Consider the following 13,557-nt stretch of genomic DNA (forward strand, 5'->3'; position numbering starts at 1 on the left):
TTTGCGCTTAGATGATAAATGACAGCAGGAATGTGCCCGCCAGAGCGATGACCGAAGCGATAAATGTCGCTGTCGTATAGTATTTAAATGTTTCATTGAGCGTAGCGCCGCAATATTGCTTCACCAGCCAGAAAAGCGAGTCCGTAACGATCGTGCAGCCAATCGCACCGGAACCGATAGCAATCGCAATAATTTCCGGGCTGATGTCGGGATACAGCGGCAGCATGGGGGCAACAATTGCCGTTGCCCCCATCATTGCCACCGTAGCGGAGCCCACTGCAGCATGCAGAATAAGTGCCACCAACCAGGCCAGAAGAATCGGGTGCATATGCATATTGGAGAGAATAACTGCCAGCGTATCAGCGAGACTGCTGCTTTTTAAAATGGCGTTGAATGCGCCTCCGGCCCCGATAATCAGCAAAATATTAGCAATAGAACCGAAACCATTTTCCGTATGTGTGAGCATCGTCCCCATGCTCATATGCTGACGTATACCCAACACATAATAGGCGACAAACACGGCGATAAACATGGCAGTGATAGGGTTGCCAATAAACTCAAGCAAGGTATACAAACCACTCTCACGCGCCATATTCAATTCGGCAATCGTTTTAACCAACATCAGCGCAATGGGTAGCAGTATGGTGAATAACGTTGCGCCTAATGAAGGTAGTGTTTTTTCATCGCGAACTTTGAGATCGGCAAACTCTGTGGGTACAGGTTTAAAGGGCAGTCGTTGCCCCAGAAATTTAAGGAAAAGTGGGCCACCGATCAGTGATGCCATCAGCCCAACCAGCAAACCGTAGACGATCACCGAACCGATATCTGCGCCCAGCTTATTGGCAACATATAAAGCAGCCGGATGTGGGGGAACCACGCAGTGCACAGCCATCAATGCGGTACACAGCGGAATGGCCAGCTTTAACAATGAGGTATTGGTTTTTTTGGCAATTGAAAAAGCCAGAGGAATCAATAGCACGACGCCCACTTCAACAAACAGCGTGATGCCGCAAATCAGGCCAACCAGCACCATAATGACATCAGCCGAAAGCCACCGGCAGCGTTGAAGTGTCAGACCAATTCTTTCTGCGGCCCCGGATACTTCCATCATTTTTCCCAGTATCGTGCCAAGGCCGATAACCGCAGCGAGGAACCCCAGCGTTCCGCCAATTCCACTTTCAATAGCATTTACCATATCCAGTGGCCCCATACCCATCATCGTTCCCACGAAGAAGCTGGCCAGCAACAGCGCCAGAAACGGGTGGAATTTGAACTTCACGATGGTCAGTACAATTAACACGATGCTGATAAGCAGCGTGCTCACAACCCAGATTTGAGAGTGCATATCTCACCTTCCCCTGTGATTAACCTGATGATATTGGACAAAAAAACAACGCAGGCTGACAAACGATAAAATTTGCCTTTCACATGAGCTAAATTGCATCAAGGGAGTGATTTACATCTAAAAATGAAGGTGAATTGAGATATGGTTCACTTTAGCTCACCTTACAGCTGAAATTTTGCCGCTATTTTTTTACACTTAATAGAAAAATGAGGTGATTATGGAACCCCTTCGTGAAATAAGAAATCGACTGCTTAACGGCTGGCAACTATCAAAACTGCATACTTTTGAAGTGGCTGCCAGGCATCAGTCTTTCGCCCTGGCGGCAGAGGAATTGTCGCTGAGCCCCAGTGCGGTAAGTCACCGTATCAATCAGCTGGAAGAAGAATTAGGTATTCAGTTGTTTGTTCGTTCCCATCGCAAAGTGGAATTAACGCACGAGGGGAAACGCGTTTATTGGGCGCTAAAATCGTCGCTGGATACCCTGAATCAGGAAATTCTGGATATCAAAAATCAGGAGTTATCGGGAACGTTAACTCTGTATTCCCGGCCCTCTATCGCCCAATGCTGGTTGGTGCCCGCATTAGGTGACTTTACACGCCGATATCCGTCTATTTCGCTCACCGTGCTCACTGGTAATGACAATGTCAATTTGCAACGTGCCGGAATCGATTTGGCGATCTACTTTGATGATGCGCCGTCAGCGCAACTGACCCATAACTTTCTGATGGATGAAGAAATCTTGCCAGTTTGTAGCCCGGAGTACGCTCATAGACATGATTTAACCAACACGGTAATTAACCTGCGTCACTGTACGTTGCTCCATGACAGACAGGCATGGAGCAACGACTCCGGTACGGATGAATGGCATAGTTGGGCGCAACATTATGCGGTTAATTTGCCGACATCTTCTGGAATTGGCTTTGATCGTTCTGATTTAGCCGTTATCGCCGCGATGAATCATGTTGGGGTGGCGATGGGAAGGAAACGCCTGGTACAAAAAAGGCTTGCCAGTGGTGAGCTCGTCGCGCCGTTTGGCGATATGACGGTGAAATGCCATCAGCATTATTACATCACCACATTACCGGGCAGGCAGTGGCCAAAAATTGAGGCATTTATTACTTGGTTAAGAGAACAGGTAAAAACCACTTCATAATGAATAAGACCACGAGTTCCTGGTGTGCCTTATTCGGCACTGCTAGTGCGAATTTAATAATTTACGGTTTTTACGTGGTTTTAGGGATAAACACAAGAATGGTGTCCCCTGCAGACATCTACTTGAGGCGGCAGGGGATTGATTGGAATGGTGTTTTTTAGATGTGAAAAATATTTTACCCGCTATTTTACCCATTGGCGCGGCTTAAGAGCTTATTTTTGAATTCACAATGGTCACGATATAACCATCTTGCTCGTCCGTGGATAACTTTGGCTTTAGGCAGGTCGCCGGACTTAATCCGGTCATAGATGAAGGTCTTACCGAAGCCAGTATCAGCCATGATGAATTTCAAATCAACCAGTGAATCAGGTTGTAGTTCGTGTTGCATGAGTGCTATCTCCGAATATGGAATCGAACCTGCAAATCAGGCAATAAAAAGCCGCATTGATGCAGCAATGGTAGGTCTGGATATCTTGAGAAATGAACAGGCCTCATCGAGTGTGAGGCGGGTTAGTCCTTGCGTAGCTCGCTGATTCTTCTGTAAGTCTCTGGTGCTTTGTTCCCGTACGTCTTCATTTCAGACTTCAACAGAGCAACGAGTGAATCCCATTCGTTGAGGATTCCTTTGAATGCCGGAACGCGCTTTGCAACCTTGTCGAATGAATCCCTGATTTCTGGAATCTGCTCGACAAGCGCAACGCATCGTCGGAAATCGGCTGCATCATGTGGAGCGCCGAAGTGATGACCATAGATATTCTTTTTCAGTCCACATGCGATTGAGGCAAGAGTTGCGCTACTGATGCCAACATCGCCAGTCGATTGCCATTTCAAAACCTTCATAGCCAAATCTGACATTTCTTGTCTCCAATAAAAAACCGCCATCAGGCGGCTTGGTGTTCTTTCAGTTCTTCAATTCGAATATTGGTTACATTGTTTTCATATATGAATAAATAAATTAGCTTTTTTCGTTGCCTTCGCGTTCTTTATTAATTTTAACAAACTCGTTTTTACCACGCTCTCCAAATGCGTCTTTAGAGTCGTTGTATCCGCAATCGCAGCACACATAATCTCCAGACCATCCACGCATTGTTTTTTCTTTTGCAATATTTCCAGAACCGCATTTTGGACAAGACATATCACTACCTCCAAAGCATGAGAGAGATGACAACGTAACATTGATTGGAGATTAACAATAGATTGCTGATGTAAAAGATATGTATAAGCTTCGCTTTCAAAGTGGAGGCTCTGGTGGCGGCATCCAGTGGGTTACGTCATCCAAGATATTTCCTGATAAATATGTGAAAGCTCTATATTTTTTGTAATCAATTGGACTCATTACCCAGTTCCAATATGCTGCCACGATTTCACCTTGACTAAATGCCAGTAACATTTTGGTGTCTTCCGGCATTCGATCACTACAGCTTATCCAACCATCCGGAATTACCGGAGAGTTGCCGGGTTCTTTAATGTGCAAGCGAGGCTCACCATCTTTTGGTTCAGGCCACTGGCGTTCCATGTTGATCTTCAATTTATTTTCCATAGCAGCGGTAATTTCAGCATCACTGATACCAGCACGGCGCTGTGCATCCCACAACAGGAACTGCATATCAGCCCACTCGCTGAGATCGTCAGGTTTGGCTGCGGCTTCCAGAGCCTCTTTTGAGAGGTGTTTCAGTGGACCAATGGGGCCAACGCAGCCAAATGTGGAGTCAGACCATTTGGCATGCTCGTGGCGAATCTGTTCGCGTTCCAGTGATGCCAGTGCAATCCGTGCCAGTTCCATTTGTTCGCCACGGGTAAGTCCGTTTTCAAGCGGATTTTTAATGAACAATTCAATACGTTCTTTGGTAATAGTGGTCATTTGTTAGTCCTTAAACTGCTAGTTGCAATTGCATTTCAAAGCGGTCGCGTTGTTCACAATACGCAAGAGAACCAGGGCTATTGTGTGCCTCAATCCGTTCTACCATTAATGCTGCGCGTGTCTCTTTACTTGCAGGTGCATAAGCCCCAGACCAGGCTTTATCAATACCGATGTTTCGAGCGACGTTCGTACTATCTGCGCTGGCTAAGGGTAATTTTGTGAATATCAGCGGATTTAACATGCGCAACCCATGTAGTTTCGTAACCGGCTGACCATGCCCATCAACAATGTGACGAATCAGGTCTTTCATTCTGGCTACCGCAAGAGTTGGGCGCTTTACGTCATAGTCGCCACAACTACCGATAGCCACTCGCGGAAACTCATTGCACAAATGAATAAATCGCTCGTCACTTTCATTCATGTGCCACACTGGAACGCCAGCTAGTTTTCCGTGAGGCCACTCATTCAGAAGCGCATCATTTTCCTCCTCTCCGCCATCAATAACATCCGGGATAATGGCAAAATCGAATCCTGGGTGATTCTTCCAGCGAGCAACAAACTCGTAGTAATCGCTCCAGTCGATTTTGTTTTTGCCAGCTGCTTTCCAGGCGGTGAATGCACCGTTGTCCAGCGCGAACGACTGACAGTATTCAGCCGCGAGATTGATCTGGCCTGAATGCGCAAAACTGATAAACGCATGTCGCCCTTTCCATGCTCTCATTGCGCACGTATCAGGAGTAATAGGCCCACCGTGGTAGTGAATCATATCACTCTCCTTTGATGCGAATGCCAGCGGCGCGCTCGGCTTCACTTTGTTCCCAAAACCACTTGTGAAGCGCCATAAGCTTTTCGTCAATTGGTGCATATTTGCGATTAAAGTAGGCCTGAGCATCTTTCTCAGATTCGTCCGGTAATTCGCCAGGGCCAAACAGTGTGTTATAAATCCATGCTAGTCCGCTCTTAGCGTCGCCAGTTGCCTGCCATTCGATAATGGCAGCCTGCATGACCAGAATGTTTTTCCCGATTAATAGGTCCAGTTCTTTGTACCGGTTGCGGATGTATGCATTCTCGCTTTGTAATTTTGCGTTGCGCTTTCTGAGGCTTCAAGTAACGCCTGCTTATCGCGTAGAGCTTCTTCCAGTTCAGCAACATGGCATTCACTATCAATAAGGTTGTTCTCTGCTGCTTCAAGCTCAACGCGCAGCCTCCCAACCGTTAGCGCAATATCCTCGTTCTCCTGGTCGCGGCGTTTGATGTATTGCAGGTTTCTTTCCCGTTCATCCAGCAGTGCCAGCACGGTTTCTGGTCCGGTCAGAAATTTGAAGGCGTTGAGCGCATCAATATCCACACCGTAATCTTTAAGTTCTTGTTCACTTAACAAATCATCATCAGCTGGCAACATTAACAGGCGTTCCATTGCTGGAATTGCACGTTCCGCCGCCTCACGCAGTGCCTGGTAATTAATTTTGCTCACTGGTTGCCTCCTTTGCGAAGCTGTTCAGCAATACTTACGCATATCTCTGCGCCTCTAATCAGCCCCGGAACGTTCTTGTTTGGCCCAACTTCACCATCAACAAAATCAATCATCGCGTTACGAGCCATATCCGCCCCCTGCGCCCGCACTTCCGCCAGGAAAGCGTCGGTGGCTGGGGTTTCCGTGAAGTTGTCCTCCCAACCGTAGTACTCCTGACGACAGAAGTTATTAAATTCCTTCTCCGACTGTTTAAGCGCCGCATTCTCCGCCGCCAGCGCCGCGCACTTGGCTTCAAGGTTATCAATCGTGATTCCGGAAGAACGACACTCCCGCAACGCCGTTTCTAGTTTTGATTCAAGTTCACCGAACTTACGGACAAGATATTCAGCGTTTGTTTCGTTAACCTTTAAATCACTTGGGATGCATTTACCTTTCAGAAAACCATCCATCTCAATTAGTGACATTTGTTTCATTTCTTCCCACTCCGCCACATTGCATTCAGATATTTGTTGTCATTAACAGAACCGAAACTATTTCTTTTAAGCAATTCCTCTCTCGATGGCATTGGCTTTACGCGTTGGCGAATAATCATTTCTGCCGGAAGAATGCCGGGATTGTATGCAAGTCCTCTCATTATTTACTCTCCACGAACTGGTCAATAGCCATGCTAAGTGACTCACCTAAAGTCCAGATATGCTGCTGAATATCCTGTAGCGTCTGCGCCTGAGATAACAGGATTTCACGGTTGCATAACTCTTTAACCAGATGCTCAAACTTGCTGTAATAACCGATACGACTTAGTGTTTCTTTCCCTGCATTCTCGCCTTCTTTGATAATTCCTCTTTCGCTAAGAATCAGATCGTGCTTGGTTCCGGTAATAACGTATTTTCCGAGGTCGATGTTTAGCTTCATTGTTAATTACTCCATGTTAATTTATTCGTATGCCTGCTCTTTCTTCATCGAGTTTTTTTAGCTTGTATCGCATAGCTCTTACTGAATAAATTGAGCGGCAGGTTGCAATTGCTATTTCTTCTGCGGAGAACTTACCGAAAAGTGATACTTCGGCTCTTGTCCAGCGTCTTCCACGAAGTCGGCTAACAATGTCAGCGCCAATCCTTGTTGCTTTCGCCATAACTGCTTTTTCAGTCCTTTCCAGTTTTTCAGCGATAACTTCAACTGGCATTGTCGCCGCTACTTCGCGCAAGAAATCGACTTCCCATTTCTCCCATGGAGTCTTTTTCATAGGCGATACCGTTATTTGATAAGAAGTGAAGGTTTCCCAACTTTGAGTTGAGCGCCGGGGATATTTATTCCTGCTTTTAGTTGGTGTTTGATTGCCAACTTGTCGGCTTTAATTGTCGTTTCAAACTCAACGTATTCAGGAGGAATGGCGCTTGAGTCGATGATTTCTACAGTTTCTGACGGTTTGCGGATTGTTACCTGGTGAATACCTGCTCGAATCTTTTTCTTGCCAACCATTTCAAGCGATGACGCTATATATGCCATAATGCTATCAATCTTATTTTGAATTACTGCTGCTCGTTCATTCAGTGACTTTGCCTCGTCCTTGAGGCGTTCAGCATAACCAGATTCATTTTTAATAATGGCAAGAAGTTGCTCTATTTTATCGGTAAATTCTCCTTCCATGCCTTCTATTGTGTCAGCAATCATCTCTGGCTCTAAATCTGAATCCATCAGCTTTGCGTATTCATTGGCTATTTCATACAGTTTGCTCACTGGCAACCTCCAGTTTCGCTTTGCATTCTATGTAAATGGCTTGTACGTTCTGCTGCAATTTCATTCCAGATGTCAGGCGATATGCTTCTGCAAAATATCGCTTCAAATCATCCATGTTTTCTGCCTGAGCCATTTCATCGCAAAGAAGTTGTGCTTTATCCATTATTTCCTGCTGGCGTTTCCGTTCATCTTCGCGGATATCTTCCTCTGATTTGTGCGGCATAACTGGTTCCTGATGCATACCTTCATCTTCGTTAAGCAGGTGAATGGCATTATCCAGTCGCTGGGCTTTAGGCCAGTATTTGCTGGCGCGTTTAACTATTGTTTTACGCGCCATCTCTTCCCAGAATGTCTTCCACGGTCCATTCTTTGCCTTGCTCGTTGCTTCCACAGCTTTAATTTCTGCCAGACTCATTTCTTCAGTGAGGTAGTCACCATCTGCTGTTTTAACCGTACAATAACCACCAACAATAGAGCCTCGCTCACCAAATGCGTTGTATTTGTGGGTTGGTGCTGAATCAAGGCCGTTTGATTCATAGGTGTCGTTTGAGTACACCAGTTTGCATTGCCCCCACTTAATTGATCCTGTCGACTGTGCAAGGTGAAGTAATCCCATATAGCTGATATCAAGGCAAACCATGCCGTCGCGCGGAACTAGATAAGCAAGTTTGCTGGCCGGGTTTAAGGTGATGCCGATCGCCGCAACATTGATGATGGCGTTCTGTGCGCTGGTTGGATTTGCCAGTGCCGTTTTAGCCAGGTAATCGTTTTTCTGGAAATACTGAATTGCAAACTGGCTTTCCTTAGCCCATGTCACCGTCTGTTCAGTCAATGCTCCGCAGAATAACTGCTCCTGCTGTTTAACGAATTCAACGATATTGCTCATGCTGCTTCTCCAAAAATGTGTCTGCGCTTGAATATTGCGAAGGCATATTCAGCCTTAACTCTTTCGGTTATTGCATCACAGAACCATTCAGCGGCTTTTTCCTGATAGTTACAGTCATCATCTTCCAGCCAGTCGATAGCGTCCTTAGTGTGTTCATCTGGTTTATATGAGCGAAGCATTTCGCTTATTGGGTCGCAACGTTTGCAGAGGCGATCAACTTCACTGTTGATTCGTTCGTAATCATCATCGGTAAAACTTGCGATGATTTGCGATATTTCACGCTTATCATTCAGAGTCAGAATCATCATCTTTCTCCTGTTCTTTGTGCTGATTGAGCATTTTGTTCATCTGACGAATGAATTCTTCGTCTGACCAGTTATCTGTAAAACTCATTTCCTGCGATACCACGGAATGTTGATCGCTGATTTCATCGCTTTATTTGCTTCAAGCCACATTTTGGAATCACCAATAAATCTGGCTATTACTGCTTTGTTTTGTGCTGCACGAAGCATCTGGTGATTGATGGCTATTTCATTGCGCATAACGCCTCCAGTTGTTTCTTTGCTGCTCTGATTAATTGTTTAACTCGGCGTGATAATTCAGATTCGTGCGGGTAGAAAGCGGACATGACGCCGCTACCCGCTAACTGAAAGTGCATCATGGGTAACTCCTTCTGTTTGATTGCATAACGAAAACGCCTCGAGTGAAGCGTTATTGGTATGCATATAAAAAGGCCCTCACATTGGAGGGCGAAGAAGATTTCCAATAATCAGAACAAGTCGGCTCCTGTTTAGTTACGAGCGACATTGCTCACATAGCAGACTCGTAAATCTGCTATAGGCGCTTATTCGCATCGCATGACAACATCAAATTTTTCGATATTACTTTGTCGCAACAATCCTTCTTCTACGCGGTCAGCTTTTCTATAATTATCAAATTCGAAATGTTTAATTACTTCTTTTGTTTCTCGCTCTATAACTTCAACAATGTATTTCCTATTCATCATTCTTCCCCAAGAGCTTTTCTTATTGCTGCGAGACCTTTATTAACAGCTCCATACCATTCTGGATATGTTGTCGTTGTTCTATTTTTGGTTTGCTTAAGTAATAACTGAAGTGCTTCGAGAAGGTCAGGTGCTGCCGCTATTAGATTGGCATCTTCAATGCATTGAACTTCCTCACAGATTGCAATATACGAACGCCAGCCTGCGCCATTTTCAAGTGAGTCTGCCTGGATGATTTTAATCTCATCGCCATCCATCATTATTTCCCACTTACCTTTAGTACCTTTGAATTCCATATTCACCTCTATGCTTGCTGCCAAAACAATGAACCATCCGGAAATTCCAGATAGTTCATAATTCACTCTTCAATACTTCCAACTTACTAATCGCCGATAGATATCCGCGCTGATAGGGCATCATCATTCCTTCGAGCTTGCCACTTCTTAACTCCTCCCTGAGCAATTGTATTGCTTGATCAATAACCTCTGCCTTAGCGTCCTTTATGGCTTGCTTGCGGGGCTTTGCTTTCTGCTTTGGCAGATTTCTCAAGCATGATGGAATGTATGTCTGATTCACCACTTACCTCGCTGTCAGTTGTTTTGATTTCCGGTAGCCTGCCGCGTAAATGGCTACGTTTGGCAGGCAAATACTTCCACTGCATTCATCTGCCTTCTTGCAGCGAAGGCTTCCGAGTGATGCTGCTTTATCTGCTCTGACGCAACCAGAGAGCTTTAGCGCAATTTTTCGTGCCAGTCGCTGCTCTTGCATTGCCTGTTCACGTTGAGCCTGTCTGCGTGCTCTGCGGCGATTTCTGGCGTTATCGTCAGCCAGATATGTAATGACTACTGCCATGTTGACCTCCGATGGTTGACTTTGGCGGTGACGCGCCGAGTGCTTATCTTCCGGTTGCTGTCGTGCAGCTGCACTTCACGGCACCCCAAAGCCAACTACTCCTTGGTTCCCGCATTTCGGCGGGACAATCCCATCAATGTTAAAGAGCCTGCCAATCTGTTCCGTTTGGCTTCCAGCGTCCTGCTGATGGCTAAAGAATACTGTAGGTATTTTATTGTGTAAATACCCAAGGTATTTATTTTTGATGAAATAATGATAAACAAATGAATACAAAGGATATTTATTTGTTTCGGTGTCTGCTTGTTCAGTGCTTTTTATGCGGGATATGTGAAGTGGATCCCGATAGCTATTGCTGCCGGGATTATGGGTTAGTCAGCGAAGGTTAAGACGAGAATTACCTTAATGATGTCTGCTACAACAGACACGGCCATAGATAAACCAAAGACGATCCAAGCCATAGAGATGTCTTCACTACCATCGTATAGGGTTCCGTAATCACTGGTGTAAGGCGTAAATGTCGCGCCTTGATACAATAGGTATAAGCTTGATCCATAGAGGATAAATGCAGATATCCCTTGTATTGCTATGATCACTAGAATCATGAAACGAGCTGATCTATGCGCCCAAGCCTGGCTTATTTTTTCTGATAGAGATTTCGCAATAAAAGCATGCGCTAAGCCGTAAATTGTTGAGATTGCCAACATCCCCAAAAAGCTTGCTATAGCGGTTCCAACCATAAGCGCCCCCTTGCGTGATCAAACCAGTCTGAGTTTTGTCTCAATTGCAACGCCTATAATCTTGCAGTTTCCATTGATTGGCACGAGAGGCCATGCAGGATTAAGTCCCTTGAGGTATTTATTTCCGCCGTCGATTATCAGCTTCTTGAATGTTGCTTCGTTAGAGTCAGAAAGTTTTGCTATGACCAAGCTGCCGTTGATCGCCTCCCTTCCGGTATCGAAAAGAACGAATGTTCCCTCTGGAATGCTTAACCCAACCGGTGCCGTCATTGAATCACCTTCCACTTTAAGCCAGAACGCATTACCTTGAATATGCGCGTCAGACTCAAGCCAAACATCTATGTCTTTAATGGTGTATGGTTCGCATGCTTCACACCACGAGCCAGCCTGGATACTGCTTAACACCGGATACCTCTTTCCTGCTCTGTATTCCCCTGCATACCTTACGTTGGCATCGCTCTTAAGGCTTTCTGCCTGTTCTGCAACCTTGGCAGCAATTGACTGGCTAAAATCAGCAATTGAGACTTGCAACAGTCGTGCAAAACCAGATGCAACCTCAACGTTTAGCGCGTTTCTGCCATTAAGATAATGCCCTACCGCTCCTTGGGTGATACCCAGTTCATCAGCGATTGAGTATTGGGTTATTCCCAACTCTTTCTTTTTTGACTCATACAAAGCCTTAAGCCGCTTAGCGTCTTCGAGCTGTTCTGTCGTCAGTGATTTTTTATTTTCCATAGCTTAATTCTAATAGCTAAGGTACTTAAACTAAAAATACCCTGAGTATTGATTGCTTTGAATACCTGTAGTATTCTTTGTTCATGGTTAATAACGGAGAGTGCATATGATTCGAATGACACTTGCCGATTACGCCAAAATCCATGGACAGGCTAAAGCAGCCAGTGACTTTGGTGTAATCCAGTGCGCTATCAGCAAGGCCATTCTGGCAGGCCGTAACATCATGGTTACGGTAAAGCCTGATGGCAGTGTGATTGGAGAGGAAGTTCGTCCTTTCCCAAGCAACAAGAAAAACAAATAGTAACACCGCTCTTTAACAGTCATGGTCCTCATTCCCGCCGAAATGCGGGAATACAACGCGCATAAGTTGATGCGCATAACTTCTTATTTGTTAAGGAAATACTTACATATGCAACTTACAAGTACTCGCAAGAAAGCGAATGCAATTACAAGCAACATCCTAAATCGAATTGCTGTACGTGGTCAGCGAAAGGTTGCTGATGCATTAGGGATCAATGAATCGCAAATTTCGCGATGGAAAGACATCTTTATCCCAAAGATGGCCATGCTTCTGGCTGTGCTGGAGTGGGGTGTTGAAGACGAGGAGTTGGCGGAACTGGCTAAGAAAGTAGCCATGGTGCTGACAAAAGAAAAGCCTCAAGACTGCGGCAACAGTTTTGAGGCCTGATGTAGAAAGACTGGATCAATCCACAGGAGTAATTATGACAAAACAACTCAGTCCTTACCAGGACAAAATTCACAAACACATACTACGTGATCGCTTCCTGTCCAGCTTCAAGCAGCCTGGTCGATTCCGGGCTGAGTTGGAAAAAGTGAAGCTGATGCAGAAGGAGAAAGGTCATGAGTAATCTTGCAACCGTAACACATTTAAGGCCTTCACAACGGCCTGTGGAGCGTCGTGTGGCAGAAGTTGAAGATGGTTATACCCGTCTTGCAAATGCCCTGTATGAAGAGCTTATCGGCGCAGATTTAACGAAAAATCAGAGCAAGGTTGCCCACGCCATATGCCGTAAAACATACGGCTACGGTAAAAAGATGGATCGCATCTCTGATAGTCAGTTAGCTCAAATTACCAGGCTGCCAAGACAGAAGGTAAACAAGGCCAAGAATGAGCTTATCGCGATGAAGGTTATCCTTCGCGAAGGCCAGCAAATCGGGCCTAACAAGAACATCGAGGAATGGCAAATCGAAGGGTGTCACTACTCTGGTGATAATGTCACTGCATTGGTGACAAAAAGTGTCACCAAAACGGTGACAGCGCTGTCACCAAAACAGGGACACACAAAAGAAACTATTACAAAAGAAAAAAGAAATAATAAAAACACTATGTCCGAAAGTGTTCGGACGGAGTGTGAAAAATCACCTGACCGTCACGAAGAAACCGACAAGGCATTCGAGGAAATATTCTGGTGTGCAGGCATGCGGAAAGCCGGGAAGAAAAACGCAGCTTCGGCATTCAGAACACAGTTCAGGGAATGGCGTAAAACTACCAGGGGTACGGCAAGCGAGTTTGCCACGATGCTGGCAGAAGACATCGCATGCAGGAATGGTAAGCAGTTCGGATTCGACAGGTTGTTACCATCGAGCTACCTGAACGGTCAGCGCTGGAACGACGAAAAGCCAGAAACCATTCAACCACAATCCAAACCATCATCCGCAATCACCGTATCGAAAACTGGCTACGTGTTTTTCGACAGGTGAACCATGAAATCAAAAATCAAATCGCTACTGGTCGCTGGTTATAACCACGGCT

24 protein-coding genes and 2 pseudogenes are annotated in these 13,557 nt (G+C 45.5%); 5 read left to right on the top strand and 21 right to left on the bottom strand.

The window, feature by feature from the left end:
- Nucleotides 1-7 precede the first annotated feature (7 nt).
- On the bottom strand, nt 8-1,345 hold the full coding sequence (gene dsdX / locus ACJHX4_RS18290; RefSeq protein WP_000556035.1) for a D-serine transporter DsdX: 1,338 nt from the start codon (nt 1,343-1,345) through the stop codon (nt 8-10).
- Between the two features lie 217 nt (nt 1,346-1,562).
- Between dsdX and dsdC the strand changes: the two genes are divergently transcribed.
- The gene (gene dsdC / locus ACJHX4_RS18295) at nt 1,563-2,498 is read left to right on the top strand and encodes a DNA-binding transcriptional regulator DsdC (protein ID WP_001296270.1); all 936 of its coding nucleotides are present in this window, start codon (nt 1,563-1,565) and stop codon (nt 2,496-2,498) included.
- A 187-nt stretch (nt 2,499-2,685) separates the two neighbouring features.
- On the opposite strand, the gene torI is transcribed toward dsdC, so the two are convergent.
- From torI to ACJHX4_RS18395, 20 genes and pseudogenes are all read right to left on the bottom strand, one after another.
- On the bottom strand, nt 2,686-2,886 hold the full coding sequence (torI, locus tag ACJHX4_RS18300) for a response regulator inhibitor TorI (RefSeq protein WP_001163428.1): 201 nt from the start codon (nt 2,884-2,886) through the stop codon (nt 2,686-2,688).
- 122 nt (nt 2,887-3,008) lie between these two features.
- Nucleotides 3,009-3,353, bottom strand: coding sequence for a hypothetical protein (locus ACJHX4_RS18305; protein WP_001281193.1), 345 nt, complete (start codon nt 3,351-3,353; stop codon nt 3,009-3,011).
- Nucleotides 3,354-3,453: 100 nt separating this feature from the next.
- A complete protein-coding gene (locus ACJHX4_RS18310) occupies nt 3,454-3,633 on the bottom strand; it encodes an Eag protein (RefSeq protein WP_001277767.1) in 180 nt (59 codons plus the stop codon).
- Between the two features lie 96 nt (nt 3,634-3,729).
- Nucleotides 3,730-4,260, bottom strand: coding sequence for a dATP/dGTP pyrophosphohydrolase domain-containing protein (locus ACJHX4_RS18315; RefSeq protein WP_332277802.1), 531 nt, complete (start codon nt 4,258-4,260; stop codon nt 3,730-3,732).
- Nucleotides 4,234-4,359: pseudogene (locus tag ACJHX4_RS18320) on the bottom strand (DUF550 domain-containing protein); the annotation flags it as partial. The gene ACJHX4_RS18315 and the pseudogene ACJHX4_RS18320, both read right to left, overlap by 27 nt.
- A gap of 10 nt (nt 4,360-4,369) precedes the next feature.
- The gene (locus ACJHX4_RS18325) at nt 4,370-5,125 is read right to left on the bottom strand and encodes a hypothetical protein (protein ID WP_000582234.1); all 756 of its coding nucleotides are present in this window, start codon (nt 5,123-5,125) and stop codon (nt 4,370-4,372) included.
- A gap of 1 nt (nt 5,126) precedes the next feature.
- Nucleotides 5,127-5,833: pseudogene (locus tag ACJHX4_RS18330) on the bottom strand (ead/Ea22-like family protein).
- Nucleotides 5,830-6,306: a hypothetical protein gene (locus tag ACJHX4_RS18335; RefSeq protein WP_247773365.1), complete on the bottom strand. Its 477-nt coding sequence runs from the start codon at nt 6,304-6,306 to the stop codon at nt 5,830-5,832. The pseudogene ACJHX4_RS18330 and the gene ACJHX4_RS18335 overlap by 4 nt, the downstream one beginning before the upstream one ends.
- Complete coding sequence (locus tag ACJHX4_RS18340) at nt 6,303-6,467, bottom strand: DUF2737 family protein (protein WP_001214446.1); 165 nt, start codon at nt 6,465-6,467, stop codon at nt 6,303-6,305. Before ACJHX4_RS18340 ends, ACJHX4_RS18335 begins: the two co-directional genes overlap by 4 nt.
- On the bottom strand, nt 6,467-6,745 hold the full coding sequence (locus ACJHX4_RS18345; protein WP_247773363.1) for a DUF5405 family protein: 279 nt from the start codon (nt 6,743-6,745) through the stop codon (nt 6,467-6,469). Before ACJHX4_RS18345 ends, ACJHX4_RS18340 begins: the two co-directional genes overlap by 1 nt.
- A 16-nt stretch (nt 6,746-6,761) precedes the next feature.
- Nucleotides 6,762-7,076, bottom strand: a complete 315-nt coding sequence (locus ACJHX4_RS18350) for a hypothetical protein (protein ID WP_000753555.1) — start codon at nt 7,074-7,076, stop codon at nt 6,762-6,764.
- Between the two features lie 11 nt (nt 7,077-7,087).
- Nucleotides 7,088-7,570: a siphovirus Gp157 family protein gene (locus ACJHX4_RS18355; RefSeq protein WP_024215526.1), complete on the bottom strand. Its 483-nt coding sequence runs from the start codon at nt 7,568-7,570 to the stop codon at nt 7,088-7,090.
- Nucleotides 7,554-8,456: a RecT family recombinase gene (locus ACJHX4_RS18360; protein ID WP_000065846.1), complete on the bottom strand. Its 903-nt coding sequence runs from the start codon at nt 8,454-8,456 to the stop codon at nt 7,554-7,556. The genes ACJHX4_RS18355 and ACJHX4_RS18360 overlap by 17 nt, the downstream gene beginning before the upstream one ends.
- Complete coding sequence (locus tag ACJHX4_RS18365; RefSeq protein WP_332279021.1) at nt 8,453-8,761, bottom strand: hypothetical protein; 309 nt, start codon at nt 8,759-8,761, stop codon at nt 8,453-8,455. The genes ACJHX4_RS18360 and ACJHX4_RS18365 overlap by 4 nt, the downstream gene beginning before the upstream one ends.
- Before the next feature lie 84 nt (nt 8,762-8,845).
- On the bottom strand, nt 8,846-8,998 hold the full coding sequence (gene kil, locus ACJHX4_RS18370; protein WP_001243353.1) for a host cell division inhibitory peptide Kil: 153 nt from the start codon (nt 8,996-8,998) through the stop codon (nt 8,846-8,848).
- Nucleotides 8,983-9,117 carry a hypothetical protein gene (locus tag ACJHX4_RS18375; RefSeq protein WP_000972063.1) on the bottom strand — a complete coding sequence of 45 codons (135 nt, stop codon included), beginning with the start codon at nt 9,115-9,117 and terminating at the stop codon, nt 8,983-8,985. The genes kil and ACJHX4_RS18375 overlap by 16 nt, the downstream gene beginning before the upstream one ends.
- A gap of 341 nt (nt 9,118-9,458) precedes the next feature.
- Nucleotides 9,459-9,755 carry a hypothetical protein gene (locus ACJHX4_RS18380; protein WP_052920491.1) on the bottom strand — a complete coding sequence of 99 codons (297 nt, stop codon included), beginning with the start codon at nt 9,753-9,755 and terminating at the stop codon, nt 9,459-9,461.
- Between the two features lie 283 nt (nt 9,756-10,038).
- Entirely contained in the window at nt 10,039-10,311 is a 273-nt protein-coding gene (locus tag ACJHX4_RS18385; RefSeq protein WP_001358311.1) for a hypothetical protein, read from the bottom strand.
- Between the two features lie 368 nt (nt 10,312-10,679).
- Complete coding sequence (locus tag ACJHX4_RS18390; protein WP_000233129.1) at nt 10,680-11,048, bottom strand: hypothetical protein; 369 nt, start codon at nt 11,046-11,048, stop codon at nt 10,680-10,682.
- 18 nt (nt 11,049-11,066) lie between these two features.
- Nucleotides 11,067-11,783, bottom strand: a complete 717-nt coding sequence (locus tag ACJHX4_RS18395; RefSeq protein WP_000428318.1) for a LexA family protein — start codon at nt 11,781-11,783, stop codon at nt 11,067-11,069.
- Nucleotides 11,784-11,889: 106 nt separating this feature from the next.
- Here ACJHX4_RS18395 and ACJHX4_RS18400 point away from each other — a divergent pair, with 106 nt between their 5' ends.
- The 4 genes from ACJHX4_RS18400 (at nt 11,890) to ACJHX4_RS18415 (ending at nt 13,505) form a co-directional block, all read left to right on the top strand.
- Entirely contained in the window at nt 11,890-12,084 is a 195-nt protein-coding gene (locus ACJHX4_RS18400) for a Cro/CI family transcriptional regulator (RefSeq protein WP_000620665.1), read from the top strand.
- A gap of 108 nt (nt 12,085-12,192) precedes the next feature.
- Nucleotides 12,193-12,471, top strand: a complete 279-nt coding sequence (locus ACJHX4_RS18405) for a lambda phage CII family protein (protein ID WP_247773361.1) — start codon at nt 12,193-12,195, stop codon at nt 12,469-12,471.
- A gap of 34 nt (nt 12,472-12,505) precedes the next feature.
- Complete coding sequence (locus ACJHX4_RS18410; protein WP_000166207.1) at nt 12,506-12,652, top strand: DUF2740 family protein; 147 nt, start codon at nt 12,506-12,508, stop codon at nt 12,650-12,652.
- The gene (locus tag ACJHX4_RS18415) at nt 12,645-13,505 is read left to right on the top strand and encodes a replication protein (RefSeq protein WP_000067065.1); all 861 of its coding nucleotides are present in this window, start codon (nt 12,645-12,647) and stop codon (nt 13,503-13,505) included. The genes ACJHX4_RS18410 and ACJHX4_RS18415 overlap by 8 nt, the downstream gene beginning before the upstream one ends.
- Nucleotides 13,506-13,557: the final 52 nt, after the last annotated feature.

It is taken from the genome of Escherichia sp. WS2035, from assembly GCF_046487065.1.
Lineage (GTDB): Bacteria > Pseudomonadota > Gammaproteobacteria > Enterobacterales > Enterobacteriaceae > Escherichia > Escherichia coli.

Coding starts and splice junctions, on each gene's coding strand:
- ACJHX4_RS18360 (WP_000065846.1), bottom strand. CDS start 8,456: ATGAGCAATATCGTTGAATTCGTTAAACAGCAGGAGCAGTTATTCTGC.
- ACJHX4_RS18305 (WP_001281193.1), bottom strand. CDS start 3,353: ATGTCAGATTTGGCTATGAAGGTTTTGAAATGGCAATCGACTGGCGAT.
- ACJHX4_RS18350 (WP_000753555.1), bottom strand. CDS start 7,076: ATGAAAAAGACTCCATGGGAGAAATGGGAAGTCGATTTCTTGCGCGAA.
- ACJHX4_RS18410 (WP_000166207.1), top strand. CDS start 12,506: ATGACAAAACAACTCAGTCCTTACCAGGACAAAATTCACAAACACATA.
- ACJHX4_RS18335 (WP_247773365.1), bottom strand. CDS start 6,306: ATGAAACAAATGTCACTAATTGAGATGGATGGTTTTCTGAAAGGTAAA.
- dsdX (WP_000556035.1), bottom strand. CDS start 1,345: ATGCACTCTCAAATCTGGGTTGTGAGCACGCTGCTTATCAGCATCGTG.
- ACJHX4_RS18415 (WP_000067065.1), top strand. CDS start 12,645: ATGAGTAATCTTGCAACCGTAACACATTTAAGGCCTTCACAACGGCCT.
- ACJHX4_RS18400 (WP_000620665.1), top strand. CDS start 11,890: ATGATTCGAATGACACTTGCCGATTACGCCAAAATCCATGGACAGGCT.
- ACJHX4_RS18365 (WP_332279021.1), bottom strand. CDS start 8,761: ATGATTCTGACTCTGAATGATAAGCGTGAAATATCGCAAATCATCGCA.
- ACJHX4_RS18405 (WP_247773361.1), top strand. CDS start 12,193: ATGCAACTTACAAGTACTCGCAAGAAAGCGAATGCAATTACAAGCAAC.
- ACJHX4_RS18325 (WP_000582234.1), bottom strand. CDS start 5,125: ATGATTCACTACCACGGTGGGCCTATTACTCCTGATACGTGCGCAATG.
- ACJHX4_RS18345 (WP_247773363.1), bottom strand. CDS start 6,745: ATGAAGCTAAACATCGACCTCGGAAAATACGTTATTACCGGAACCAAG.
- ACJHX4_RS18385 (WP_001358311.1), bottom strand. CDS start 10,311: ATGGCAGTAGTCATTACATATCTGGCTGACGATAACGCCAGAAATCGC.
- ACJHX4_RS18395 (WP_000428318.1), bottom strand. CDS start 11,783: ATGGAAAATAAAAAATCACTGACGACAGAACAGCTCGAAGACGCTAAG.
- ACJHX4_RS18390 (WP_000233129.1), bottom strand. CDS start 11,048: ATGGTTGGAACCGCTATAGCAAGCTTTTTGGGGATGTTGGCAATCTCA.
- ACJHX4_RS18310 (WP_001277767.1), bottom strand. CDS start 3,633: ATGTCTTGTCCAAAATGCGGTTCTGGAAATATTGCAAAAGAAAAAACA.
- kil (WP_001243353.1), bottom strand. CDS start 8,998: ATGCGCAATGAAATAGCCATCAATCACCAGATGCTTCGTGCAGCACAA.
- dsdC (WP_001296270.1), top strand. CDS start 1,563: ATGGAACCCCTTCGTGAAATAAGAAATCGACTGCTTAACGGCTGGCAA.
- ACJHX4_RS18380 (WP_052920491.1), bottom strand. CDS start 9,755: ATGGAATTCAAAGGTACTAAAGGTAAGTGGGAAATAATGATGGATGGC.
- torI (WP_001163428.1), bottom strand. CDS start 2,886: ATGCAACACGAACTACAACCTGATTCACTGGTTGATTTGAAATTCATC.
- ACJHX4_RS18375 (WP_000972063.1), bottom strand. CDS start 9,117: ATGATGCACTTTCAGTTAGCGGGTAGCGGCGTCATGTCCGCTTTCTAC.
- ACJHX4_RS18340 (WP_001214446.1), bottom strand. CDS start 6,467: ATGAGAGGACTTGCATACAATCCCGGCATTCTTCCGGCAGAAATGATT.